At 60.5% G+C, this 25,651-nt stretch carries 25 protein-coding genes; 10 read left to right on the top strand and 15 right to left on the bottom strand.

Annotation, left to right across the window (positions count from 1 at the left end; all coding sequences use genetic code 11):
• Position 1: 1 nt before the first annotated feature.
• Together FHT82_RS09775 and moaB are read left to right on the top strand one after the other, a co-directional pair.
• The gene (locus FHT82_RS09775) at positions 2-895 is read left to right on the top strand and encodes a 4-(cytidine 5'-diphospho)-2-C-methyl-D-erythritol kinase (protein WP_183729083.1); all 894 of its coding nucleotides are present in this window, start codon (positions 2-4) and stop codon (positions 893-895) included.
• A complete protein-coding gene (gene moaB / locus FHT82_RS09770; protein ID WP_183729081.1) occupies positions 895-1,446 on the top strand; it encodes a molybdenum cofactor biosynthesis protein B in 552 nt (183 codons plus the stop codon). Before FHT82_RS09775 ends, moaB begins: the two co-directional genes overlap by 1 nt.
• Positions 1,447-1,469: 23 nt before the next feature.
• Here moaB and FHT82_RS09765 read toward each other — a convergent pair whose 3' ends face one another.
• Both FHT82_RS09765 and FHT82_RS09760 read right to left on the bottom strand, forming a co-directional pair.
• Positions 1,470-1,784, bottom strand: coding sequence for a hypothetical protein (locus FHT82_RS09765; protein WP_183729079.1), 315 nt, complete (start codon positions 1,782-1,784; stop codon positions 1,470-1,472).
• A gap of 178 nt (positions 1,785-1,962) precedes the next feature.
• A complete protein-coding gene (locus FHT82_RS09760; RefSeq protein WP_183729076.1) occupies positions 1,963-2,481 on the bottom strand; it encodes a glycosyltransferase family A protein in 519 nt (172 codons plus the stop codon).
• A gap of 139 nt (positions 2,482-2,620) precedes the next feature.
• Between FHT82_RS09760 and FHT82_RS09755 the strand changes: the two genes are divergently transcribed.
• Both FHT82_RS09755 and FHT82_RS09750 read left to right on the top strand, forming a co-directional pair.
• Positions 2,621-3,778: a PA0069 family radical SAM protein gene (locus tag FHT82_RS09755; protein WP_183729073.1), complete on the top strand. Its 1,158-nt coding sequence runs from the start codon at positions 2,621-2,623 to the stop codon at positions 3,776-3,778.
• Between the two features lie 280 nt (positions 3,779-4,058).
• Entirely contained in the window at positions 4,059-4,751 is a 693-nt protein-coding gene (locus FHT82_RS09750; protein WP_183729070.1) for a ribonuclease HII, read from the top strand.
• A 228-nt stretch (positions 4,752-4,979) separates the two neighbouring features.
• Here the strand turns inward: FHT82_RS09750 and FHT82_RS09745 are convergent, their stop codons facing one another.
• The 11 genes from FHT82_RS09745 to FHT82_RS09695 form a co-directional block, all read right to left on the bottom strand.
• Positions 4,980-5,471: a F0F1 ATP synthase subunit B gene (locus FHT82_RS09745; protein ID WP_183729067.1), complete on the bottom strand. Its 492-nt coding sequence runs from the start codon at positions 5,469-5,471 to the stop codon at positions 4,980-4,982.
• A gap of 3 nt (positions 5,472-5,474) precedes the next feature.
• Positions 5,475-6,095, bottom strand: a complete 621-nt coding sequence (locus FHT82_RS09740) for a F0F1 ATP synthase subunit B (protein ID WP_183729064.1) — start codon at positions 6,093-6,095, stop codon at positions 5,475-5,477.
• Between the two features lie 78 nt (positions 6,096-6,173).
• On the bottom strand, positions 6,174-6,401 hold the full coding sequence (locus FHT82_RS09735) for a F0F1 ATP synthase subunit C (RefSeq protein ID WP_003588243.1): 228 nt from the start codon (positions 6,399-6,401) through the stop codon (positions 6,174-6,176).
• Between the two features lie 67 nt (positions 6,402-6,468).
• Positions 6,469-7,221: a F0F1 ATP synthase subunit A gene (locus tag FHT82_RS09730; RefSeq protein ID WP_183729061.1), complete on the bottom strand. Its 753-nt coding sequence runs from the start codon at positions 7,219-7,221 to the stop codon at positions 6,469-6,471.
• A gap of 61 nt (positions 7,222-7,282) precedes the next feature.
• Entirely contained in the window at positions 7,283-7,621 is a 339-nt protein-coding gene (locus FHT82_RS09725; RefSeq protein WP_183729058.1) for an AtpZ/AtpI family protein, read from the bottom strand.
• Positions 7,622-7,904: 283 nt separating this feature from the next.
• Positions 7,905-9,083: a cell wall hydrolase gene (locus FHT82_RS09720; RefSeq protein ID WP_183729055.1), complete on the bottom strand. Its 1,179-nt coding sequence runs from the start codon at positions 9,081-9,083 to the stop codon at positions 7,905-7,907.
• 216 nt (positions 9,084-9,299) lie between these two features.
• Positions 9,300-11,198, bottom strand: a complete 1,899-nt coding sequence (locus FHT82_RS09715) for a potassium transporter Kup (RefSeq protein WP_183729052.1) — start codon at positions 11,196-11,198, stop codon at positions 9,300-9,302.
• Between the two features lie 18 nt (positions 11,199-11,216).
• Positions 11,217-12,194 carry a magnesium transporter CorA family protein gene (locus FHT82_RS09710; RefSeq protein WP_183729049.1) on the bottom strand — a complete coding sequence of 326 codons (978 nt, stop codon included), beginning with the start codon at positions 12,192-12,194 and terminating at the stop codon, positions 11,217-11,219.
• Between the two features lie 403 nt (positions 12,195-12,597).
• Positions 12,598-13,752, bottom strand: coding sequence for an Mrp/NBP35 family ATP-binding protein (locus FHT82_RS09705; protein ID WP_183729046.1), 1,155 nt, complete (start codon positions 13,750-13,752; stop codon positions 12,598-12,600).
• A 536-nt stretch (positions 13,753-14,288) separates the two neighbouring features.
• On the bottom strand, positions 14,289-15,020 hold the full coding sequence (locus FHT82_RS09700) for an autoinducer binding domain-containing protein (RefSeq protein ID WP_183729043.1): 732 nt from the start codon (positions 15,018-15,020) through the stop codon (positions 14,289-14,291).
• A gap of 276 nt (positions 15,021-15,296) precedes the next feature.
• On the bottom strand, positions 15,297-16,121 hold the full coding sequence (locus FHT82_RS09695; RefSeq protein ID WP_183729040.1) for an IclR family transcriptional regulator: 825 nt from the start codon (positions 16,119-16,121) through the stop codon (positions 15,297-15,299).
• Between the two features lie 113 nt (positions 16,122-16,234).
• Here FHT82_RS09695 and FHT82_RS09690 point away from each other — a divergent pair, with 113 nt between their 5' ends.
• The 5 genes from FHT82_RS09690 to FHT82_RS09670 all read left to right on the top strand — a co-directional run bounded on the left by FHT82_RS09690 (position 16,235) and on the right by FHT82_RS09670 (position 20,322).
• The gene (locus FHT82_RS09690; protein ID WP_183729237.1) at positions 16,235-16,996 is read left to right on the top strand and encodes an SDR family oxidoreductase; all 762 of its coding nucleotides are present in this window, start codon (positions 16,235-16,237) and stop codon (positions 16,994-16,996) included.
• A complete protein-coding gene (locus FHT82_RS09685; protein ID WP_183729037.1) occupies positions 16,996-17,913 on the top strand; it encodes a 2-dehydro-3-deoxygalactonokinase in 918 nt (305 codons plus the stop codon). The genes FHT82_RS09690 and FHT82_RS09685 overlap by 1 nt, the downstream gene beginning before the upstream one ends.
• A 32-nt stretch (positions 17,914-17,945) precedes the next feature.
• On the top strand, positions 17,946-18,578 hold the full coding sequence (locus FHT82_RS09680; protein ID WP_183729034.1) for a 2-dehydro-3-deoxy-6-phosphogalactonate aldolase: 633 nt from the start codon (positions 17,946-17,948) through the stop codon (positions 18,576-18,578).
• A 4-nt stretch (positions 18,579-18,582) separates the two neighbouring features.
• Positions 18,583-19,470: an SMP-30/gluconolactonase/LRE family protein gene (locus FHT82_RS09675; RefSeq protein ID WP_183729031.1), complete on the top strand. Its 888-nt coding sequence runs from the start codon at positions 18,583-18,585 to the stop codon at positions 19,468-19,470.
• A gap of 222 nt (positions 19,471-19,692) precedes the next feature.
• Positions 19,693-20,322, top strand: coding sequence for a PRC-barrel domain-containing protein (locus tag FHT82_RS09670; RefSeq protein WP_183729028.1), 630 nt, complete (start codon positions 19,693-19,695; stop codon positions 20,320-20,322).
• Positions 20,323-20,390: 68 nt separating this feature from the next.
• Here FHT82_RS09670 and FHT82_RS09665 read toward each other — a convergent pair whose 3' ends face one another.
• Positions 20,391-21,758 (bottom strand): EAL domain-containing protein, encoded by a 1,368-nt coding sequence (locus tag FHT82_RS09665; RefSeq protein ID WP_183729026.1) that lies wholly within the window; start codon positions 21,756-21,758, stop codon positions 20,391-20,393.
• A 127-nt stretch (positions 21,759-21,885) separates the two neighbouring features.
• Positions 21,886-23,598: a response regulator gene (locus FHT82_RS09660; protein ID WP_183729023.1), complete on the bottom strand. Its 1,713-nt coding sequence runs from the start codon at positions 23,596-23,598 to the stop codon at positions 21,886-21,888.
• Between the two features lie 183 nt (positions 23,599-23,781).
• On the opposite strand from FHT82_RS09660, the gene mutL reads away from it, so the two are divergent.
• Entirely contained in the window at positions 23,782-25,593 is a 1,812-nt protein-coding gene (gene mutL, locus FHT82_RS09655; RefSeq protein ID WP_183729020.1) for a DNA mismatch repair endonuclease MutL, read from the top strand.
• Positions 25,594-25,651 lie beyond the last annotated feature (58 nt).

Genomic DNA, 25,651 nt, shown 5'->3' with positions numbered 1-25,651 from the left:
CATGCCTGAAACGGGCATGCTGCTTTCCGGGCTCGGCGACTTCGCCATTACTGAAGATGCCTGCGCAAAAATCAATCTTGCCCTGCATGTGACGGGCCAGAGGCCTGACGGCTATCATCTTCTCGAAATGCTGGTGACGTTCGCACGGCACGGCGACCGGTTGGGTTTTGCGGCTGCCGATGCCGATGATTTCACGCTTTCCGGCCAGTTCGCCGATGTGCTCGCCGATGATCCCGGCACCAATTTGGTGCTGAAGGCGCGTGACCTGCTGCGGGAAGCGGCAGGCGGGACTCCGCCTGTTCGCATCCATCTGGAAAAGAACCTGCCGGTCGCTTCCGGCATCGGTGGCGGTTCCGCCGATGCCGCAGCGACGTTGCGCGGGCTGGTGCGCCTGTGGGATGTTGCACTTCCGGCTGACATCATTGCCGCACTGGCACTGAAACTTGGAGCCGACGTGCCGATGTGCCTCAAAAGCGCGCCGTTGATCGCACGCGGTATCGGCGAAGAGATCGAGACGGCCGACGCCCTGCCCTCCTTCGCCATGGTGCTCGCCAACCCTTTGAAAGGTGTTTCCACGCCCGAGGTTTTCCGGCGGCTTGCGACCAAGAACAATCCTCCGCTGGTCCTGACCAAGGCGCCGCACTGGATGGAAGCCATACGGGCGACACGCAATGATCTCGAGCCGCCGGCGCGAGAGCTGGTTCCCGAAATCGCCGAGATTTCGAACATGCTCACAGCGGAAGGCGCGCTTTTCACCCGCATGTCCGGCTCTGGCGCGACCTGCTTCGGCATCTTCGAGACACCCGTTGCTGCGTTGCGCGCAGCCGAGCGTCTTCACGCCGCCCGCCCGGGCTGGTATTTCCAGGCAACGGAGACTTTTGCAGGAGGTGTATGATGGCAGGCTTGGACGAAACACGCGCTTTTGTTCCCCTCGGTATCGCCGTGCTGACAGTTTCGGATACCCGCACGCTGGCCGATGACAAATCCGGCGACACGCTGGCGGCACGGATTGCGAAAGCCGGACATCAGTTGATCGACCGCGACATCGTGCCTGACGACCGCGAGAGGATCACTGCACGCGTGCGCGCCTGGACGGAGGCCAAGGAAATCGACGTCGTCATCACCACGGGCGGGACCGGCTTTACTGGCCGCGACGTGACACCCGACGCTCTGGAATCGCTCTTCGAAAAGAGGATGGATGGATTTTCTGCGGTATTCCACCGCATTTCCTATGACAAGATCGGCACCTCGACAATTCAGTCGCGCGCCACGGCGGGTGTCGCCAACGCTACCTTCATCTTCGTGCTGCCGGGCTCTCCTGGCGCCTGCAAGGATGCGTGGGACGGCATCTTGGAGGCACAGCTCGACTATCGCCATATGCCCTGCAATTTCGTGGAGATCATACCGCGTCTGGACGAACACCTGAAACGCGGCGCGACGAAGTAGACTGGCCACAGCAGCATCATTCCCTATGTCGCAAGGCCCGGCAGGGCGGGCATTGTGTCCCAGCTATCACCAAACAGCACCACGCAGCTTATGCCGTGAACATCCGTGACGACGAGCGTCCAGGTGCCGCTCTCAGCGGCATAAACCTCAAGAATGGCGTTCTGATTGATCAGTCCGACTGCCTTGAGCTTTTCAGCAAAGTTGCTGTCCAGGAAATTGACGATCTCGGATCGGCCTGCGCAACTGCGCATCATCTGCGATGCTGCCGGATGCGGATGCGCGATCACCAATGTCGTCAATATGACGGCCAGCAGGCCGTGGACCATATTGCGTAGCATGACGCACCTCCTTTCGCCGGGAACCCGGCAGAAGAGGAGATTTTCGCTGACCTGCTCTGCCGTTCACCGGCATTCCATGGCCATCCGTTGCGAAGCGAGGCGCTTCGGCGGCGCCATATCCAGATTATAGCGCGAAATTCTATTGAGCGCCATCTTTTCGCAATATCGAGGAGTGCAGCTATCGCGCGGCGCGGGCAACCCAGGAGGGAATCAATTCACTGGAGAGTTGGCGTGGTTTCTGCGCCTTGACGAATTCGGTAAGGCGCATGCCGCTCTTTGCAGCGGATACGGCAAGTTTCTTGGGCATGAGCAGGCCGAGTTCCAGCGGTGGTCTGGCACGGCCGACACGCTGGAAAAAGGGGCGTCGATAGCCACGCGAGGCAGTAAAGCGCGCAGAGACCTTATTCAAGGCCACATATTCCGAGACTTCGTCGATCCAGCCCGCCTGCGGTCTTGCGCCCGGCTCGACGAAGAGCAGCCACTCGCCGCGGGCGGATCGGATGATATCCTTGATATCCCATTGTGAATGGAAACGGCAGCCGGCAGCATCCGCCACCCGCGCCGTGCCGTCGCGCGAGCCGTGATCGAGCACGACCACGTCGCTGACGAGGCCTTCCACGGCGCCTGCCACCAATACCGATAGAGTCTGGGCCAGCTCGGATTCCTGATCCTGGCATTCAAGAACAACAGTCAACATTGCCTGTTTATAGAGCGCCGCACAAAATTTTGCCAGCGGGACTTTCCTCATTTTGTTCTTGCATTGTTCTCTTTTTGCCGATAGGAATTTAATCATCAAAACGAGCGGGATCGAGCGTTTTCCGCCAGTGGAGAATCCGATGAGACCACAGTCCCTTGCAGGGCAGGCCGCATTTGCGCCTGCCAATACGGCTGATATTGCCGACGCGATGATCGCGGCCTCGGGGCTGCGCATCGAAGTTGACCGGCGGCGTGGCCGCGGCGCGGGGCTGAACCCCAGCGGCCGCTTCGAGCCAACACAACGCGAAACCTTCGATGATGGCTGGCAGACGCTCGAGGAACTGCCGCCCTTCAAGACGGATGTGCAGGTCGAAAAGCCGCGCACGGCGATCACCCGCAACGAATCTCCCGATCTCTCCTTCGACCGGTCGATCAACCCCTATCGCGGCTGCGAGCATGGCTGCATCTACTGTTTCGCCAGGCCGACGCATGCCTATATGGGCCTTTCGGCGGGGCTGGATTTCGAAAGCAAGCTCTTCGCCAAGCCGGATGCGCCGAAGCTTCTGGAGCGCGAGCTCGCCAAGCCGGGCTACAAGGTGCGCGTCATCGCGATCGGTACCAATACCGACCCCTATCAGCCGATCGAGAAGGAATGGCGCGTCATGCGGCAACTCCTCGAAGTGCTGAATAAGGCCAATCATCCCGTGGCGATCGTCACCAAGTCGGCGATGATCCTGCGCGACCTCGATATCCTCACGGAGATGGCGGCAAAGAACCTCGTACGTGTCGGCATTTCGGTGACGACGCTCGACCGCAAACTTGCCCGCCTCATGGAGCCGCGGGCATCGACGCCGACGCGCAGGCTGGAGGCGATCCGTGGGCTTTCCGCGGCTGGTGTGCGCACGTCAGTGATGGCCGCGCCGGTCATCCCCGCACTCAACGACCACGAACTGGAACGCATCCTGGATGCCGCCAAGGCGGCGGGTGCCGAAGAAGCGAGCTATGTGCTTCTGCGGCTGCCGCTGGAAGTGAGCCCGCTGTTCCGCGATTGGCTGTTGCAGAATTATCCTGATCGTTATCGCCATGTCATGTCGCTGGTGCGCTCGATGCGCGGCGGCAAGGATTATGATGCCGAGTTCGGCAAGCGCATGAAGGGTGCGGGACCCTATGCCTGGCAGATCGCCCGCCGCTTCGAGATGGCGGCAAAGCGGCTGGGGTTGACCCGTCGAAGCCTTGCCCTGCGCGACGACTTGTTTGTGCCGCCTGGTGGCAGCGGCGTGCAGCTTTCGCTGCTCTGACTGATTGTTTTCAGGCAATTCCGGGCGCAAAGCGCTCAAGCACTTTTGCTGGAATTGCTTTTTTTGTTTTACGCAATTCCGGACGCAAAACCACTGCGCACTTTTGCTGGAATTGCTCGTGAGCTTGCGTGAGGCGTGAAGAAGACCTGCCCTGCGTCTTCTGCCTTGCGCAATTCCTGCGGATGGCCCTGACCGCACCATCCGCTGGACCGCCCCCGGCCGTCGCCGCCCTGATCCGGGGGCTTGCAGGAAATCGGGTTGGCGTGCGAGGTTCAACCGCATGAAACGTCGCACGTCACCCGATTCTCCTCTGCTCTTTGAAGAGGCTCCCCTTGTGCCGGATTTCCGGCTGGAGCTGAAAGCCCGCAAGGCTGGCCACTGGCCTGTCGCCGGCGCAGACGAGGCCGGACGCGGACCGCTTGCCGGTCCTGTCGTTGCTGCAGCCGTGATCCTCGATCCCAAGCGCATTCCCGAGGGTCTCAACGATTCCAAGCAGCTTTCAGCGCAGCGGCGCGAGGAGCTGTTCGTCCAAATTCTCGCGACCGCAACAGTCTCCATCGCCTCCTCCAGCTCTACACGCATCGACGAAACCGATATCCGCAAAGCAAGCCTTGATGCTATGCGCCGTGCGATCTGCAGCCTTTCCATACCGGCAAGTTATGTACTGACGGATGGGCTGGACGTGCCTATAGGGCTCGACTGCCCCGGACAGGCCGTGGTGAAGGGTGACGCACGCTCCGTCTCGATCGCCGCCGCTTCCATCGTCGCCAAAGTGACGCGCGACCGGATGATGGCGCGGGCGCATCTGGTGTTTCCCGAATATGGTTTTGCCGCTCATGTCGGGTATGGCACGGCGCAGCATCGCTCCGGCATCGAGAAGCACGGGCCGTGCCCGCTGCACCGGATGAGCTTCCGGCCACTCCGCAAGGACGGCGTCGTGGTAGAGGGGAATGGGGAAATGCTGGAGGATTAGACTCCAGCGCCACCGCCTCGTTTCCTTGCGAGCCGCAGGGGCGGGAAAGCGCCGGAGGCGGGCCATTGCCTCATGCAGAGCGCTTCTGAGCCAAGTTCCCAAAGGGCCGGCTCTTTGGTGCGTCGCGCAGCCATCACAAGCTCGCACATCACGCCAATCACACGGCATCTGCCAAAAAGCAAAAAGCCCCACCGAAGCGGGGCTTTTCCAATCCTGCAGCGCTGCAGCTCAGTTCAGACGGGTCTTCACTTCGCCGACGGCCTGACCGAAGAGCTCAGACTGAATCTTGCCATCAGCCTGCTTACCGATAACGGATTCAGCGGCTGCAATGGCGAGATCGACTGCAGCAGAGCGAACAGCCTTCATTGCGTCGGCTTCGGCCTGCTTGATCTTCTGCTCGGAAAGAGCCGTGCGGTTGGCGACGAATTCTTCCGTCTTCTTCTTCGCTTCAGCGGTCAGCATTTCGGCTTCGCGCTCGGCAGCGGCAACGATATGCGCTGCTTCAGCTTCAGCTTCCTTGCGCTTGCGCTGGTATTCAGCGAGCAGATGCTGGGCTTCTTCACGCAGACGCTTGGCTTCCGCCAGCTCATTGCGGATCTGGTCGGCGCGGTCGTCAAGCGACTTCGCCATCATGCCCGGAACCTTCAGGTAGACGATCAGCGCCAGGAAGAGAACAAGGCCAACAAAGGCGAAGAAAGTTGCATCAAAAGCAAATTCCATCGATCAAGCCTCCTTCTTGGCTGCTGCAACGGCAGCAACGACATCAGACCGGGCGGCAGAGCCGCCGATGAGCTGTTCGACAACGGCTGCTGCGGTTTCCTCGGCGATGGCGCCGACATCGGCAAAGGCCTTTGCCTTCACATCGGCGATACGGGCCTCGGCAGCCTTCAGCTTTTCGGTCAGGTTTGCCTCGACAGCGCGACGATCACCCTCAGCCTTTACCTTGGCGGCGTCGCGAGCGGCAGTGCCGATCGAATTTGCCTTGGCGCGGGCAGCGGCGAGTTCGCCTTCGTAGGTTGCGACAGCGGCATCAGCCTCAGCCTTCAGGCGGCCGGCCTCGTCGACATCCTGCGAGATGCGGTTGTGACGCTGCTCGAGGATCGAGCCGATGCGCGGTGCGATGACCTTTTGCATGAGCAGGTAGAAAATGACGAACGTGATCACCAGCCAGAGAAGCTGGGATGCGTAGGTCGACGAATCGAAAGGCGGAAAAGGCCCACGCGCGTGCTCGCCTTCGGCGACGCCGGTCTCGGTATGAACCTCGCCGGCAGCCGGAGCGGCATGCGTATCCGTCGCGGTTCCCGCCGGGACCTCTTCAGCGTAGGCCGGGGTCACAAAGTACATGCTCACCTCCAGGTGTACTGCAAATGCAAAGGATCACGGCTCGCTGTTCGCAGGCCGTGATCCATCAATCCACCGATGTTAAACGGCGAAGAGCAGGAGAAGAGCGACGAGCAGCGAGAAGATGCCCAGAGCTTCCGTAACGGCGAAGCCGAATACCAGACGGCCGAACTGGCTGTCAGCGGCAGACGGATTGCGCAGAGCGCCGGAGAGGTAGCTGCCGAAGATGTTGCCGAGGCCGAGAGCCGTACCGGCCATACCAAAGCAAGCCAGACCTGCACCGATGAACTTTGCTGCTTCCGCTTCCATGTTGAACTCCTTTGAAATGGTTGTTGCGGCGAATGACTGACGCCCTTTGACGTCGATGTCGTTATCCTTAGTGCCCGCCCGGATGGATCGCGTCATTGAGGTACATGCAAGTCAGCACCGCAAAGACGTAAGCCTGGAGGAAGGCAACGAGGAACTCGAGACCGGTCAGGGCGACGGTCATGATGAGAGGAAGAACGGCTCCGCCGACACCGACTGCACCGAAGGCTCCAAGCGAGGCGACGAAGCCTGCGAACACTTTCAGCGTGATGTGACCGGCGAGCATGTTTGCGAAAAGACGAACAGAGAGTGAAATCGGACGGGACAGGAAGGAAATGACTTCGATCGCGACGACCAGCGGCAGCAATATTCCCGGCACGCCCGAGGGCACGAAGACATTCAGGAAGTGGAAGCCGTGCTTATAGAAGCCGTAGACGAGCACCGTGCCGATGACGAGGATCGCCAGCGCGAAGGTGACGATGATCTGGCTGGTGATCGTGAAGAAATACGGGAACATGCCCAGCAGGTTTGCCGTCAGCACGAACATGAAGAGCGAGAAGACCAGCGGGAAGAACTTCATTCCCTTGGTGCCCGCCCCTTCCTTCAGCATGCCCGCAATGAACTCGTAGGACATTTCGGCGAGCGACTGCGAACGACCGGGAACGACGGCGCGGTTCGAGGTCGAGAAATAGAGGAAGCCAGCGGCAACAGCAGCCGAAGCCACCATGAAGAGCGATGCGTTGGTGAACGAGAAATCAATCCCGCCGATCTCGATCGGCACAATCTTGAAGATCTGGAACTGATGAGTCGGATCGCTGGACACCGGTTGCTCTCTCTCTTTGACCCGCCCAAGAGGCGGAAATTGCACTGGACCGAAACGGTCCTTATTTCTCAGGCGTTCTGCGGTCCAGGGGTTGGGTGACCTTCCCCGCGGCGCGCAGAACATTCAGTACGCCGGCACAGAATCCAAGAAGCAGAAGAACAATCAACCCCCAAGGCGCCGTACCGACAAAACGGTCGAGGAGATAGCCGAGCACAGCACCGACAACGATGGCGGAAATGAATTCGCTCGAAAGCTTCATCGCCTGCGCATAGCCCTTACGGCTCTGCTCGGCGCTGGCCTCCCGCGCTTCTTCCTTCCTGTCATCGACACGCTTGGAGGCAAGTTCCGCCTCCAGCTGCCGACGGCGCTGCTCAAGACTTTCTTCGCGGTCATCCGCCATCGTGCTCTCCTCCGCTTCCGTCGCCCGCAATCCCGCTACCCCGGTTTTCCGAACCACGGACGCGAAGGTTAAAGAACCTTCCGGCCCGTTCTGAAGTCGCGCGCAACATAGTTTTAGGAATTAGCATAGTCAAGGCGTAGAGAGCTGGTGTCCAGCCATAAAATAACTGTAATAAATCAGGTATTTAAGCGGAATCCGGCCGCTCGGACAGGATTTCATCCAAAGAATCCGCCTTCGAACGGCGCCGGTCGGCGCAAAATCCACAATCAGCAGCCCTTTTGCCTCAGCTCCAGCCGCCGCCATAGGTGCGGTAGAAGACATGCATGCCGATGCGGCCGACCTTTTCCATGGTCCTGGCCCAATTCGGCCGGACGTAGACGGCATGGTAATGCGTGGCCGAACCGACCTGCGGCAGCCAGATCCTGCCTGATGTCACGGCCATGGCGACATCGCGGGCGACGCGCCAGTGATATTGCGAATTTACCCGGTCCTTGATGTTGTCGCAGGCGAAGGAAAACTGGCAGCGGTTGCGCCAGTCTTCGTTCTGGTAGACGACGCCGCAGATGGTCTTCGGATAGGCCGGGTTGCGGACCCGGTTGAGGATGACCTGCGCGACAGCCGCCTGCCCCTTCACGGATTCACCGCGCGCCTCGAAATAGATGCCCGATGCCAGGCACTGCTGTTCGCGGGCGGAAAAGACACTGGGCGGCAGGATGCTTGCGGCCCAGGCATGGTCCTTCGGGCCGATCTGGGGCACGAAACGGCCTTCGTCCTTGTCGGTCAGGATCGAATCGAAAGGCGACTGACGAGAATAATCTGGCGCGGCAGGCGCATAGGCCGCCGCCAGCGCATCCGCCTTGTCATTGGTCACGAGGCCAGCCAGCAAGGCCGGCATGGCATTGTCCTGCTGTGGTGCCGGCTGCTTCTTGTAGAAGGCCATGGCGATCTCGATCTCCTTGCCCTTGATCGTCGGCTTCACGAAGGCCGACTTGTCCTTGAGATCGAAGACCGGGCGAAAGAGGAGCTTGGTGCGCTCGAGGATGGAACCGGCCGAGAAATCCTTCGGCGGCAGCACCCTTTCGACGGCGACGACGCGGCCCTTCTTGGCGTCGCGATTGACACGATCCTCGTCCGTGGTTCCCCCATTGCCCTTCTCACCGGAGACGAAGGCAACCTTACGGCCGTCGGGCAGCACCATGCCGGCACCGGCCGCGATCGAGCCGGTGGCGCCGGGATCGGCAAAGGCGAGTTCGGCCTGGTGGATGGAGCCAGCCGGCGAATTGGTCAGAACCATGCGCCAGCTTTCGCCATCATTGTCGAGACCGGCGAGCATGGTGGCGAGATCGGCATGGGAGGCGACGCTCGGAAAGATCAGCCATCCGGCCACGCCGAAGATCGCGGGAGAGACCCAGTTCTGGGGCAAGAGACGCAGCTTGCTGCGGGAACGACCATTTCGACGCAACGCGGACTCCGGGCATGGGACGCAGGAACAGTCCCAAGAAAATCCCGCATTAACCTTGATAGCTGGTTAACGACCTGTCCCGGAATATGCTCATGAGGATTTCTGCATATTCTAATGCGGCTGATATTTTCGCGAGGCGGATCATCTCGCCTGCTCATTCCCGTGCCCGTCACAGAAATGGGAGAGGGCGAGATGGTGCCCCCTCCTTGCTTCCCGTCAGATGATGACGTGCGAACCCAGTTCCACGACGCGGTTGGCCGGCAGACGGAAGTAGTCGGAGGGGTTGGCGGCAGCGTTGGCGAGCGCGATGTAAAGGCGGTCCTGCCAGTAGGGCATGCCGGACTTGGCATCGGGCACCAGCTTGCGGCGGCCGAGATAGAAGGACGTCGTCATGATGTCGAACTTCAGGCCGGTCTTGCGCAATGCCGCCAGCGCCTGCGAGACATTCTGCGATTCCATGAAGCCGAAGAGCAGTTCAACACGCGAGAAACGCTCGGAGATCTGCTCGACTTTGTAACGCTCCTGCGGCGAGACACGCGGTTTGTTCACCGTGCGGATCGTCAGGATGACGTTGCGGTCATGGAGCACGTGATTGTGCTTGAGATTATGCAGCAGCGCGGCGGGCGCCGAATCCGGATCGCTGGTCAGGAAAATCGCGGTGCCTGGAACATGGGCCGGAGAATGCTCGCTCTTACGCTCGATGGAGCTGACGAAAGAGGCGAGCGGAATGTCGGTATGGCGGGTCTTTTCCGTCAGGATCGCCGTACCGCGGCGCCAGGTCCACATGATGACGGTGAAGGCGGTCGCAATCATGATTGGGATGTAACCGCCGTCATGGATTTTCAGAAGGTTGGCGCCGAGGAAGATCAGCTCGAGAACGAGCAGCGGCAGCAGAGCGATGATGGCAACCGGAAGCGACCAGTTCCAACGGACGCGGACGAACTCGAAGGCCATGATCGAGGTGACGAGCATCGCGCCCGTGACCGAGATGCCGTAGGCGGTCGCCAGCGCATCGGAGGTCTTGAAGCCGAGCACCAGGAAGATGACGCCGAAGAACAGCACCGCATTGACCGAAGGCACAAAGATCTGCCCGGTATTGGTCTCGGACGTGAAGAGAATTTCCATGCGCGGCAGGAAGCCGAGGTTGATCCCCTGGCGCACCAGCGAGAAGGCACCGGTAATGACGGCCTGGCTGGCAATGATGGTAGCGGCAGTCGCGAGGATGACGACCGGCAGCAGCGCCCACTGTGGGTACATGAGATAGAAAGGATCGGACATCGTCGCCGGATTGCCGAGAACGAGCGCGCCCTGCCCCAGATAGTTCAGCGTCAGTGACGGGAAAACCAGCACAAACCACGCCCACTGGATCGGACGCCGACCGAAATGGCCGAGATCCGCATAAAGCGCTTCCGCGCCGGTGACGGTCAGGAAGACGGCGCCGAGAACGACAACGCCGTAGAAACCCTCATGCAGCAGAAAGCTGACGGCATAATAGGGATTGAAGGCGGCGAGGATGCCGTAATCATCCGAAATATGGGCGATGCCGGCGGCAGCCATGACGAGGAACCAGAGCGCCGTGATCGGGCCGAAGAGGCGAGCAACGGCCCCCGTGCCATGCGACTGCACGACAAAGAGCAACGCCAGGATCGCCACGGATATGGGCACGATATATTCCGACAGGCTCGGGGTCACGAGCTTCAGACCTTCGACGGCCGAGAGGACGGAGAGCGCCGGCGTGATCATAGCGTCGCCCAGGAAGAGCGCTGCGCCCATCAGGCCGAGCAGCATCAAGAGCGCAGTATGGCCGTTGGCGGTCTTCATCAGGAGGGCAAGCAGCGACAGCGTACCGCCTTCGCCGTCGTTGTCGGCGCGCAGCAGGAAGAGCACGTATTTGATGGTGACGATGATGGTCAACGCCCAGATCATCAGGGAAATAAGGCTGATGACCTCGAAACGGGTGAGACCATCATGGGCGACCGGCTTCAGCGCTTCACGGAAGGCATAAAGCGGGCTCGTGCCGATATCTCCATAAACGACGCCTACCGAACCCAGCGCGAGATAAAAGAGCTTGCGCGGCCCAAGGTGACGTTCGTGAGAATGGCTTTCTTCAGACATGAAGCAATTACAGGCTCCTCAGAGCCAGCCTTTCCAGCGAAAAAAGAAGAAGGGGACGACGGCGGAGATCACCATGAGGCCCAGCGAGTAGGGATAACCCGCGGTCAGGTGCAACTCCGGCATGAATTCGAAATTCATGCCATAGATGGAAGCGACCAGCGTCGGCGGCAAGAACACAACCGAAGCGATCGAGAAAATCTTGATGATGGCATTCTGCTCGATATTGATGAGGCCGAGCGAGGCGTCGAGCAGGAAGGTGATGTTGCCGGCGACGAAGGCAGCGTGTTCCGAAAGGGACTGGATGTCACGCGAGATCGTTCGGCAAAGTTCCTTGGTTTCCTGATCGTGCTGCACGACAGGGATCGTATAAAAGAAGGTGAGCAGGCGCGAGAGCGAGCCGAGGCTGTCACGCAGCTTGCTGATCATGCGGTGATGACCGGCAATGTCCTTCAGTTTCTCTTCCAGATAGTTCGAGGGCTTGCGCACCTTCTTGGCGCGATCGCCGAAGACGTGGACCGACAGGATATCCAGCCGGGACACCGAGGCTTCCAGGACTTCTGCCGTGCGGTCGACGATCGTTTCCAAAAGCTTGGCGAGCAGGGCAGCGCCACTGCGCCATTGCTCCGGTATGCGGTGCAGGGCAGCGATGAAAAGCGCGAAAGACTTCGGATGGGCGTAGCGGATGGTCACCAGCCGGTCGCCGGCCAGAATGAAGGCGACATCCGTCAAGGTCGGGGCTTCCGTCTCTGCCTTCCATATCAGCGAAGCTGTCATATAAACTGCGTTGTTTTCGACATAAAGGCGCGCGGACGGCTCGATCGCCCTGAGATCGTCACGCGTCGGCACTTCAATGCCAAGAACCTTTTCGACATGCAGCTCCTCCTCGCGCGTCGGTTCGACCATGTCGATCCATATCACATCCGCCGGAAACTCAGGAGGGTTCGCAAGATCGCGAATCTCGATCGATTTGCAGTTGGAACAGTATGCGGTGATCACAGTCCGCATCTCCGGCGCCGGCAATGCCCGGCCGTCCTGGCTCTTTTCATCGAGAACCCTTCCATGCGGCCGCGAGCGCGGTGACGCCAGGCGCACTCGTCATCGATCGTAGCGGAAGTGGATAAAAAGAGTTCATGCAACTCCGGCCATATGCGGCCTTTCCGGCCGGGTTGCTCCACCGCATCGCAGTCACCAATCCTTCGATCGACAAGTCAACTCCGAACATGCAGAGAGGCCGAACCTTCATCGACAGGCGGCCATCGCAGAGCATTTGCAGACGCGCCATCATGACGCCGGCGCGCATATGCAGCAAAGCCGGAAAATAATCAAGACATCTTACCTGAACCGCGCCCTTTCATCTCATTTCCCCCACAATTCGGGGTGAGCAGCCAAGTGATTCGCGCTATTCGAAGACGATGGCAGGTGCGGCGCGCTGTGGCTTTTGGCCGACCTGTTCCCAGACCTTGGCGGCGATGGCACGGTAGATTCCGGCCACGATGCCATTCGGATCGGAGGCAACGAGCGGCGTTCCGGCATCCGAGGTCTCGCGGATATTCATGGTCAACGGAACTTCGCCGAGGAAGGGTACGCCGATGCGCTCGGCTTCCTTGCGAGCACCGCCGTGGCCGAAGATGTCGTAGCGCGTGCCTGTATCGGGCGCGACGAAATAGCTCATGTTCTCGACGATGCCGAGAACCGGCACCTCAACCTTACGGAACATGTTGAGACCCTTGCGAGCATCGATCAACGCCAGGTCCTGCGGCGTGGAAACGATGACGGCGCCGGCAAGCGGCACCTGCTGGGCCATGGTGAGCTGGGCGTCGCCGGTGCCGGGCGGCATGTCGACGACGAGAACATCGAGTTCACCCCAGGCGACTTCACGCAGCATCTGCAGGAGGGCGGACTGAACCATCGGCCCGCGCCAGATCATCGCCGTTTCCTCATCGACGAGGAAGCCCATGGACATGACCTTGAGGCCGTAATTCTCCATGGGATTGATGATGCGGCCATCGATCTGCGTCGGGCGGCCGGAAATCTTGAGGAGGCGCGGCATGGAGGGACCGTAGATATCGGCATCGAGAATGCCAACGCGAAGACCGTTGGCCAGCAGGCCGAGTGCCAGATTGACCGCCGTCGTCGACTTGCCCACACCGCCCTTACCCGATGCGACGGCGATGATGGCGCCGATACCGGGAACGCCGATCTTGGCCGTGCGCGGCGGCGGTTGCTGCGGCGTATGGGAGTGGCCGTGATGGCTGTGGTCAGCCTGTGGGGCCGGGCGCGCTGCAGGTGCATTTGCGGCGGCCTTCTTGTCTGCCGTCAGCGCCACAAGCGCGCCTTTCACACCCGGCATTTCCTTGATGACACGCTCTGCGGCAAGCCGCATCGGCTCCAGTTCCTTGGCGCGTTCCGCCGGCACGGTAATGGAGAAATAGACCTTGCCGTCGGAGATGAAGACGTCGGAAACCATGCCGAGTTCGACGATACTGTGCTCCAGATCCGGCCCGCGCACGGTCTTCAGCGTTTCCAGAACCTGTTCCTTGGTGACCTCGGTCATTCCGCCCTCACTGCTTTTCTTTGTCTGTAAATAGTGGAGGCGGGCGGCTTCGCCAAACAAAATCGGGCGGCAGGCACATCTCATATCGAAGGAAAGGCAGCGGGCTCTCTCTCCGTTGCGGCCATCAAGTCCGCCGGGCTTTCGCCCTGATGGCCGCAACGGCCTCCCCGAGAACCGACGCAATTCGGGGCGAATTAGCGCAAGCGAAAAAAAAGACCAGAAAAAACTAAAGGAAATCGTCCGGTTTCGAAACAGCGGCAAAAGGCGGTTGCCTAAACGCAACAACCGCCCCCAACATCGTAGGGCCGGGAGAAAAGCGGCAACGATATCAGGCGGCGGCGTGTCGGTCGCACCATTGGGCTGGCGCTGTTATCAAAGTCCCCTCTGGACCTCTGCCAATAACAATGCAGGAAGCGTGCCAACTGCGAAATTGACGAAAAGGGATGACAATTGTCAATTTGGACAGCGAGCAACGAAAACGGCGCTCAGATATTGAGCAGCCCGGCAGCGCCTGACGTTATTTTAGGCTGGTGACGTTACTTGATGAGACCGATGCGCAGCGCCTTGGCGACGGCCTGCGTGCGGTTGACCGTATCCAGCTTCTTGGTGGCGCGGTTCAGGTAATGATTGACCGTGTGCTCCGAGAGATCGAGGATTTCGGCGATCTCGGCGCTGGTCTTACCTGCGGCAGTCCAGTTGAGGCAGTCGATCTCGCGGTCCGTCAGCGTATCGGTCATGCGCGTATCGAGATTACGGATCTCGGCGAGCCGGTCGAAGACGTGGATGGCGATGTAGCTGAGCTCACGCATCTCGGTGGGCGTATAAGGTTCGCGATCGCCGGCGAAGGAGACCGCACCGCGCGCGCCTGATGGTTCATGTGTCGGAAAAAAAGCGCTACGCACCATCTTGAAGCGTTCGAAGAGAGCGGCAACCAAGCCCGTTTTGCCATCATCGCGCGGCCAGGCGGTCCGTGCCGTATCGTGGAAGAACGGCAGGGTTGAGGTACGCAGCCGCCGCAGGACCGGGCTGTTCATCATCAGCCCTTCCTGGTCGTAGGTGGACAGCAGTTCTGCCGGCCAGCTCGTGATAATCGTGTTGCCCTGCAGATCGAAAGAGGTGATCGGCGGCAGGTTCAGAACCATGAAGGCTCGGCTGCGATAGGTCTCCGTCACCCGCTTCATGAAGCGGAAGATGTCGAACTGCGTCTTTAGACTGGCGACCTCCTGGACATAGGCGTCTTCCACCGAAGTTTGCGGTAAGCTTGCCATCAGATTTTTTCGCCTTCGAACCGGGGTTTGGGTAAACCGCCGGCAGCCTGTGTGGAAAAACGGTCAGGTGCAGGGTGGGTTACACAACGCCCGTCAGATCAATAGGATTCAGCCTCGGCGCGCAGCGCGTTCGGCCGGTGAATTGTCGATGATTTCGCGGACGACCCCAGTTGGCGTGATTCGCCGTCAAATCTCAATAACGCACTCATCATAAGCATGCTACGTATACGACGTCCAGCAGTTGATCACGGTCAGATCGTTTCAACCAGATCGGTTTCAACGCCTCGGCCCGAGGCGGATGCGCATTTCGTCCATGATCTTCCGCGCCGTCACCTGAACCGGGACGGCCCATTCGTGGAGAAGTTCCATCGACAGGCGGTAGGCGGGACCGGTGACAGAGACCCCGCCGATGAAGGAGCGGTCGTCCGACCAGATGGGGGCGGCGACGCAGCGGATACCCGCCTCGTGCTCTTCCCGGTCGTAGGCATGACCGGCAGAGACAATATCGCCGATTTCCGTCAACAGGGTTTCACCGCTCACATGCGTCGAGGGCGTGAAGCGGTTGAAACGCAGGCTGGGAAGCAATTCGCGGAGTTTGTCCGCCGGCAGAACCGAAAGGGCCGCCTTGCCGACACCGGTGCAATAGCAGGGTGAGGCATTGCCGATCTGTGAATACATGCGCACCGGTTGGTGCCCTTCGACCTTGTCGAGATAGATGATGGAGGAGCCGCGCAGCACGCCGAGATGGACGGTCTCGCCTGTCTCCCGATGCAGGGCGGCGAGATGCGGCGCGGCAATCAGGCGGAATTCGTTGCGCGCCCAGCTCCGTGAGGCGAAGTCGAGCAATCGCAAGCCAGGCGCATAACGTCCCTCCGCATCGATTTCGAGAAGCCCCTCCTCCACGAGATGGCCGAGCTGGCGGTGCAGCGTACCGCGCGGCTGGCTGGCAAGCGCGAGGATATCGGTGAAGCGCAAGGGAGCATCAGCATGGGTGACGAGATCGAGCACGGCCATCAGCTTGCCGAGCGTGCCGGTATCACGCGGCGTGCCGGTCGCCCCCTTGTCATCTGCCTGCGCCATGCTGTCGCCGCCTGATATCATCGCCTACTACCCTTGACAGGTAAGGCAGCCTAATCGGATAATTCCATATAGTCAAATTAAGTTCCAAATAATGGAATTTACAGCATGCTGGGAGGAGAGAGACGGTGAGCGCTATGTCTGCACAATTTCCCGAATTCAGGGATCGCGCAGTGCTGGTGAGCGGAGGCGGCTCCGGCATCGGTGCTGGGCTCGTCGAGGGTTTTGCAAGGCAGGGCGCAAAGGTCTCCTTCCTCGACATCGCCGAGGCTGAAAGCCGGGAACTAGCGGAACGGCTTTCCGGAGAGGCTGCGCATCCGGTCAGCTTCTACCACACCGACCTGCGCGATATCGACGCTATCAGGCGCACGGTGAACGAGGTTGTCGAAAAGTCCGGGCCGATCCGGGTGCTCGTCAACAATGCAGCCTGGGACGACAGGCACGAATTCGATGATGTGACCGAGGACTATTGGGACAACAACCAGGCAGTCAACCTGCGCCATGTCTTCTTCACCTCGCAGGCAGTGGTGCCTTCGATGCGGACGGCCGGCGGCGGGGCGATCATTAACATGTCGTCCATCGCCTTCAAATTGAACATGGGCGTTTTCCCCGCCTATGCCGCCGCCAAGGCCGCTGTGATCGGCCTGACGAAGAGCATGGCCGGAAGGCTGGGACCTGAGAATATCCGCGTCAACTGCATCCTGCCGGGCATGGTGGTGACCGAGCGGCAGATGAAGCTGTGGCTGACGGAGGAGAGCATTGCCCGTTCCATGCAGGGGCAATGCCTGAAGATCGTATTAAAGGCGGACGCAATTGTCGGTCCGGCTCTTTTTCTTGCATCCGACTGCGCAGCCGGCATGACCGCGCAGTCCCTAATCGTCGATGGAGGCGTTCTCTAATGGCAAATCCCGCTTATGTCGCGGTGGACTGGGGCACCAGCAGCTTCCGGCTCTGGCTTATCGGTGCCGACGGCAGCGTTCTTGCCGAACGCCGTAGCGGCGAAGGTATGACGACGGCCGCCAAGACCGGCTTTTCCCAAGTTCTGGCTGGACATCTCGCAGCGGTCGAAGCGCCTGATGACCTGCCGGTCATCGTCTGCGGCATGGCGGGCGCACGGCAGGGCTGGGTGGAGGCCGGTTATATCGACGTGCCGGCTTCGCTTTCCTCGATCCTATCAGGTGCAGTGTCCGTGCCGGGCGAAAACCGCGATGTGCGTATCCTGCCCGGCCTTGCCCAGCGCGATGCGGCGATACCCGATGTCATGCGCGGTGAGGAAACACAGCTTCTCGGCGCGCTCGGCCCTGCGAGCCGCGGTGCACAAGCCGTCTGCATGCCGGGCACACATTCCAAGTGGGTGCATGTGGAAGACGGCAGAGTGACCGGCTTTGCCACCTTCATGACGGGTGAGCTTTTCGACGCGATTACCAAGCATACCATCCTCATGCATGCCGTTGCCGGCGCCGAGGATCAGCCGGTCGATGCGGCCGCCTTCGAGGCTGCGGTCGCAGCGGCCTTCGAACGGCCGGCACTGGCCTCCAACCTGATTTTCACCGCCCGCTCCGGTCAGCTTCTGCACGGTATTTCGGCCGCTGCCGCACAAGCTAAGCTCTCGGGCATCTTGATCGGCCTCGAAATCGCCGGTGCGCTGCAGGATGCCGGCAAGGGTACGGCCATCACACTCGTCGCGTCCGGACGCCTGCAGGCTCTTTACGAGCAGGCCTTCCGCACACTCTCCCTTTCCTTCACCGCCATCGATGCCGATGCCGCCGTTCGCGGCGGGCTTTCGGCTGCTGCCCAAACCATCTGGCCAAATTGAGCCATCTGGCCGAACCGAGAAAGACACCTTCCATGAACCGTATCCCCTTCCCCGATATGAAGCGTCCGCTGATTGCCATTTTGCGCGGCATCAAGCCCGAGGAAACAGAGGCCGTGGTCGGCGCGCTGATCGAAAACGGCTTGACGGCGATCGAGATCCCGCTCAACTCGCCGGAGCCTTTCAAATCGATCGAGATTGCCGCCAAGATGGCGCCGGCTGATGTGCTGATCGGAGCCGGCACCGTATTGACCACAGAGGCCGTCGACAGCCTGCATGCCGCTGGCGGCAAGCTGCTGGTGACGCCGAATGTCGAGCCCGACGTCATCATCCGTGCCCGCGACTATGGGATGGTGACAATGCCGGGCGTCTTCACGCCCACAGAGGCGCTGCAGGCGGCCCGCGCGGGTGCGACTGGCCTCAAGTTCTTTCCCGCCAGCGTTCTCGGCCCTTCCGGCATCACCGCGATCCGCGCCATCCTGCCGCCGGAGCTGGTGATTGCGGCGGTCGGCGGTGTGTCGGACAAGAACTTCTCCGACTACACCAAAGCCGGCATTCTCGCCTTCGGCCTCGGCACCAGCATTTACAAGCCCGGAATGACTGCTGCAGAGGTTGCCGAGCGAGCCAAGGCAACCATCTTAGCCTATGACGCAGCCATAGGAGCATAGGCATATGACTGATATTTATGAATTCGAGGGCAAAACACTTTGCAATACCAATTCGGTTCTCGGTGAAGGCCCCACTTACGATCCCGTTTCCAACACCGTCTGGTGGTTCAACATTCTCGGCAAGGAGCTGCACGAGCTCAATCTTTCGACGGACGAGAAGAAGGTGCATCCGCTGCCAATGATGGCGAGCGTGCTTGCCCGCATCGATTCCGGTCGTCAGCTACTGGCGACCGAAGAAGGGCTTTTCGTGCGGGATATCGCGAGCGGCAACCTGACCTTCTATGCGGCGCTCGAAAACGACAAGCCGGAAAACCGCTCCAACGACGGGCGCACGCATCCCTCCGGCGCATTGTGGATCAGTACCATGAGCAAGCGCGCCGAGCAGCAGGCGGGTGCGATCTATCACGTGGCTGCCGGCAAGGTGACGAAGATCTTCAGCGGTATCAGCATTCCGAACTCCATCTGCTTTTCGCCCGACGGTACGATCGGCTATTTCACCGATACCCGCATCAGCCGCCTGATGCGGGTCATGGTCGATCCGCAGACCGGCCTTCCCTCGGGCGAACCGATCGTGATGGTCGACAGCATGGACGAACCCGGCGGCCTCGACGGTTCAGTCTGCGATGCCGACGGGTATATCTGGAACGCGCGCTGGGGTGCCGGCGTCGTCGACCGCTACAGCCCGGATGGCTTGCGCATCGCCCGCTACAAGGTGCCGGCCGCACAGCCTTCTTGCCCGGCCTTCATCGGTGCCAATGCCGACCGGCTTGTGGTGACGACAGCCTGGGAGGGGTTGGACGAGGATGCCCGCTCCGCACAGCCGAGCGCAGGCGCGCTGCTCGAGCTCGGCATCACGGTGAAGGGCGTTTTCGATCCTGCCTATGTGATCTGAACGTTGAAGCCCGCATTTACAAAGGCACTCTGTTGCAGGGTGCCTTTTCTTTTTGGATCGTTTTCCGATCAAGGTTCCGTGAAAACCGCAAAATTTTCCGTGTCTTCGTCCGGAACCAATAAGCGCACCGGTCATTTCATTCTTGAACCGGCGCGGCAGGAATGCCTGAAAAACAGGCGCTGCTGCGCCAGGGATCACTCAAGGAACGAAAGTAGGTTCGAAATGACACGCAAACTCCTGACGACCGTTGCCGCTGGCGCACTGTTTGCCACGGCTTTCGCACCGGCGGCATTTTCGCAGACGGCTCCAGAGCCGGCGAATCCTGCTGCCCCGACACAGTCTGCGCCCGCCGATCCGGCAGCCCCTGCACCGGCAGAGCCGGTCAAGCCAATGGCGCCCGCAGGTGATGCCGCCCAGGCTCCGGCCCCGGCACCGAGCACTGATACGGCTCAAGCGGGTGGCGACAGCTATCTGACGCAGCAGGCCCCGGACCAAATCAGTGCCAACACCTATATCGGCCAGTCGGTCTATAACGCCAACAATGAGAGCATCGGCAGCGTCAATGACCTGATCATGAAGAAGGACGGCGGCCTTGTTGCAGCCGTGATCGGTGTTGGCGGCTTCCTGGGCATCGGCGAAAAGAACGTCGCCGTTCCGATGGGGAAGGTCACCGTCGCCCAGAACGCGCAGGATGGCTCCGTCAAGCTGACGACCACGGAAACCGCGGAATCGCTGAAAGCGGCTCCGGAATTCAAGACACTGGCAATGCAGGCGGCTGAAAAGGCTCCGGCAGCAACCGGCACGGCCATGCCGACGGACACCACCGCGACGGGATCCACGACCAACAAGTAATTCCGTACGGAGAATATAGCGCAGGCGATGGCGTCCCGTGGGGGTGCCATCGTTTTTTGCCTCCGGCGTTATGCGCTGGCGCGTTCCGTTTCGCTGGTATCGTAGTAATAGTTCTCGTGCAGGAAGCGCAGCGTGGCGATGCCGTCGGCCGGCCGGCCGAAATGATAGCCCTGTCCCATGCCGCAGCCGAGCATGCGCAGCTTGACCGCTTCCGAATAATCCTCGATGCCTTCAGCCACGACTTCCAGCTCGAGGCCCTCGCACATGGCAAGGATCGCCTTGATGATGTGTTCGGAGGCACGGTCGGAATTGATGCGAGAGACGAAAGCGCGATCGATCTTGATCTTATCGAAGATGAAATCGCGCAGGCGCCCGAGGCTCGACTGGCCGGTGCCGAAATCGTCCAGCGAGATGCGCACACCCGCAGCTCTGAGATCAGCAATGATCCGGTGCGCCGTGTCGGCGGAACTCATGACAGCCGTTTCGGTGATCTCGAGCTCGAGACGGTGCGGGTCGAAACCGACGCGACCGAGAATCGACAGAATGCTGCCGCTCGTTCCCGGATCCATGAGCTGGGCCGAAGACAGGTTGAAGGACAGAAACAGTTCGCGCGGCCAGGAGAGTGCCGTTTCCGCAGCCTTGCGCAGCAGCGCTTCCGACAGGGCGTCGATAAAACCGCGCTCCTCGGCGAGCGGCACGAAGACACCCGGCGAGACGAAGCCGAGATCGGGATCATTCCAGCGAGCCAGAGCCTCGAAGCCCACCACCTGATTGTTGGCGAGCGAGACGATCGGCTGGAAATGCACGTCGATCGCATCTGATATGATGGCGTTTCTGAGCGCCTGTTCGAGCTGGGTCGCCCGTTTCATCTCCTGCGCGATCTCGCGTGAATAGACGGTGATCTGCCCGCGGCCGCGGCGCTTGGAGCGGTAGAGTGCGGTTTCGGCGCTCTTCAGCAACTCTTCGCAATCCTCGCCGGCAAAAGGATAGATCGCAAAACCGAAGGAAGCCGAAAGGCGGACGTTGCGGTCGCCGAGATCATAGGGGGCCGACAGGACCTCACGAATCATCTGACCGAATTTCTCAGCACTGGCGCGTTCGAAAATCAGCGGCAGGACGAAAGCAAATTCGTCGCCGTCATGACGCGTCACCAGCGCGCCATCCGGAATGCAGGCCTTCAGGCGATGAGCGACCTGGCACAGGATTTCATCGCCGGCGGCAGAGCCGAAGAGATCGTTGATCGGCTTGAAACTGTCGAGATTGGCAATGCCGATGGTGAAAGGTGCCGGATCGCTGGCACGCTCGGCAGAAATCTGCATCACCTTGTCCCGCATGCGATGCCGGTTTCCCAACCCGGTCAGCGGATCGGTATAAGCCATCGCCTGGAGGTCGTTCTGACTCACGGTCATGAATGGTATTTCTGCCGACGCCATCACTCCAAACCCGAGATTTTCCTCCACACCCTGGTGAAGAATGACCGGCAAATCTTAACAATTCGATAGTAAATCGGCCGCGATACAACCCAAAGCATTCCCAAAAACTGGGGGTTGACCTGTATTTTATTCAGCTTCGAACCTCGATCGGCTCGTCCATCAGGTATTTCTGAAATACCGTTTCAAGGATATCCGGGCTGACCGGTTTCATGATGACGTCATCCATGCCGGCCTTGGCACATTCAGCCCGATCGCGCTCGAAGGCCTGTGTCAGCACACCGATAATAGGAGTTCGCGTGCCCTGTCCCTCTTCCATCTGGCGAATGAGGCGCGAGGCTTCAAAGCCGTTGAAGACCGGCAGCGAAATATCCATCAGCACGATCTGCGGCCGATGTTCGGCCCAGAGGCGAACAACCTCTTCGCCGGTTGTCGCGATCCGATGGCGGTAACCGAGACCTTCGAGGATCTGCGTGAAGACGATCTGGTTGATGTCGTTATCCTCGGCGACGAGAACCTGAAGGCCCACGTTTTCTTCAGTCGTAGTGATTTCCCAGTCGCCTTCTGTGCCGCCGCGTCCATTGCGGTTGAAGTGTCGGGCGATCTGGAAGGTCAACTCGTTGGCGATCTGAAAGCCATCCATGACAAGGGCGGGAATGCCGTATCGTTCGGCGAGCTCCAGACAGCGCATGCCCATCTGGTTATCGATGATCAGGAGATCAAGCGAGATGCCGGAGCAGCTGGCGATATCGAGGAACTTTTCTTCCTCGTCCTCGCCGCGGACGGAGCAGGATTCGAAGCCGTATTTGGCAAGCGTGCGCAGCGCGGCAGTCTCGGCGGCGAGATCCGCGGTGACGACAAGGATTTTTCGGCCGGAGAAGTTTTCCGGAACGATCGCCTCCATCGCCGCCGGTTCGCGGCGCTGAGATGCATTCGGTACCGGCACATAGGCGCGGCGATAGGTCTGGTTGCTGGAGGCGGTGATCTCTGAGGCCTGATTGAATTCGTCGAGATCGCTGCCGTCGCGCGGCAGATCCTGCATGGTCGAGACGAGGAAATAACGTCCAGGCTTGCCGATCCTGTGCTTGCGGCTGACGATGTCACGCTCCGTGCCGTCGCGGGCGATCTGGCGCTGGCGGGCGACCGACATTTCACCGGTTTCCAGCACGTGGCGGTCGCTTTCTTCGAAGCGCTTGGCGATATCAGGCGAAAACAGATCACCGCTCTTGCGGCCGAGAACCTCGTCCGCCGTCGTCTGGTATTTCTCGCAGAAGGCCTTGTTGACGGCGACATAGGTGAGGTTGCGATCCTTGACGAAGAGCGGGAACGGCAGATGGTCGAGAATGTCCTCGGTGAGCTGTACGCGCTCCAGATCGTAGCGCCACTGTTCCTCGCGCTTACGCGCCTCCGAAATATCGGAGATGATGGTCACGCCGTAGCCGTTCGGCAGGCGGCGCTTCAAAAAGCGCACCCAGCGGTCGGCACCGTGGCGCTCGACGGATTCGAAACGTTCGCGCCAATGGGAGGCGATGCGCTGGGACAACCAATCCTCGCGGCTGAGCGAAACCACCTGGTGCACTAGGGTCTGCTCGCGGAGGCCGGTATCGTAGACTGCACCCAGGAAATCACGGAGCCGGGTACCCGGCCGCAGCACATCCCCGGGTACCGGAAAGAATTCCATGACCTGGCGGCTGGCGAAGATAAGAAGATCGTTGCGGTCATAGATGACGAACGCAGCAGAAAGACTGTCGCATACCGCGTCGAAAAGCACCGTCTGAAGATCAGCCTCAGGCGGCAGCGCGTCACTGGCAGATGATGTGTCCGCCTTTTCGAAGCCGGCACTCATTCATTCACATCCCACATCTGTCCGATTTTCGCAGTTTCGGAGGTATATGAATAAAATGCCGTTTTTGTCTTAAAAGCCGCTTAACAGTAACGACCCCCAAATTTGGGGGAGAAGCCTCCGGCACCTGCCCGAGGCCCGCTGAAAACCCTTTCCTCCGGACCGCGAATCCTGGAAAATAGGCTCATGGCCATCAGACAGCTCTCCGAAACGCTCATCAACCAGATTGCCGCCGGCGAAGTCATCGAACGGCCGGCGAGTGCTGCGAAGGAGCTGATTGAAAACGCGCTCGATGCGGGCGCCACGCGCATCGAAATCGCAACCGCCGGCGGTGGCAAGGCGCTGCTGCGTGTCAGCGATAATGGTTCCGGCATGGATGCTGCCGATCTTGAGCTTGCCGTGCGGCGGCACTGCACCTCGAAGATATCGGATACGCTCGACGATATCCGCACGCTCGGCTTTCGGGGCGAAGCGTTGCCCTCGATCGGCTCGGTGGCGCGGCTCAGCATTTCGAGCCGCAGACGTGACAGCGCTGCAGGCAACGAAATTTCGGTTGCCGGCGGCAAGATCGTGCATCTGCGCCCGGCAGCGGCCAATCCGGGAACCATCGTCGAAGTGCGCGACCTGTTCTTCGCCACACCGGCGCGGCTGAAATTCCTGAAGACGGAGAAGGCCGAAGCCGCAGCGATCACCGAGATCGTCAAGCGCATGGCAATCGCCTTTCCGGGCGTGCGTTTCGTGCTGTCGGGTCCCGATCGTTCGACGTTGGAATTTCCGGCAACCGGCGAGGATCATCTGGCGCGCATGGCGCAGATACTCGGTAAGGACTTCCGCGACAATGCAATCGCCATCGACGCCGAACGCGAGGATGTACAACTCACCGGCTTTGCCGGCGTGCCGACCTTCAACCGGGGCAATTCGGCCCATCAATATGCTTTCGTCAACGGCCGCCCCGTGCAGGACAAACTCATCCTCTCGGCGATCCGCGGCGCCTATGCCGAAACGATCCCGGCTGGCCGCTATCCGGTCGCCGTCCTGTCGATCATGCTCGATCCGGCGCTGGTGGACGTCAACGTGCATCCGGCAAAATCCGACGTCCGGTTCCGCGATCCGGGACTGGTGCGCGGGTTGATCGTCGGCGCTGTCCGCGAGGCACTGGCGCGAGACGGCAGCCGCGCTGCAACGACTGATGCAAGCGACATGCTGCGCGCCTTCCGCCCCGGCTTCCAGGCAACACCGCAGCGGCCGCAAGCGCCGTGGTCTGCGACAACTTCCCCTTCCCGGCCATACCAGCCAACAGCCGGTTTCAGCGAGCGGCCGCAGGCTTCCTTCGATGGGCTCGTCCACCCGACGGCGCGTTCAGAACCGGTTTTCGAGCCGGTACCGCAAGCGCAGGCAGCCGCCGCCGAACCGGCGCGCTACCCGCTCGGAGCAGCAAGGGCGCAGATCCACGAAAACTATATCGTTGCCCAGACGGATGACGGCATCGTCATCGTCGATCAGCATGCGGCCCATGAGCGGCTCGTGTTCGAGGCCATGCGCAAGGCACTGCATTCCAAGCGGCTCGCCTCACAGGTGCTGCTGATCCCCGAGATCATCGACATTCCCGAAGAGGATTGCGACCGGCTGATGGTGCATGCAGCAGAGCTTTCCGAGCTCGGCCTTGCGATCGAACGCTTCGGGCCGGGAGCCGTTGCCGTGCGCGAGACGCCGGCTATGCTGGGCGAAGTGGATGCGCCAGGCCTCATCCGCCAGCTTGCCGACGAGATAGCCGAATGGGATACGGCCTCCGGCCTTTCCGCCAAGCTCGAATATGTGGCGGCGACGATGGCCTGCCATGGCTCAGTGCGATCAGGGCGGAGGATGCGGCCAGAGGAGATGAACGCACTCTTGCGTCAAATGGAAATCACTCCGGGCTCGGGCCAATGTAATCACGGACGCCCGACCTATATCGAACTCAAACTTGCCGATATCGAGCGGCTGTTCGGCCGGAGCTGAAAAAGCTGGAAAAACTGCCTCTCGGGGAGTATGGCAGACAGATGACAGATCACAGGGA

It is taken from the genome of Rhizobium sp. BK275, assembly GCF_014193555.1.
In the GTDB taxonomy this organism is placed as follows: Bacteria; Pseudomonadota; Alphaproteobacteria; order Rhizobiales; family Rhizobiaceae; genus Rhizobium.
This window is presented reverse-complemented; position numbering and strand designations above follow the sequence as displayed.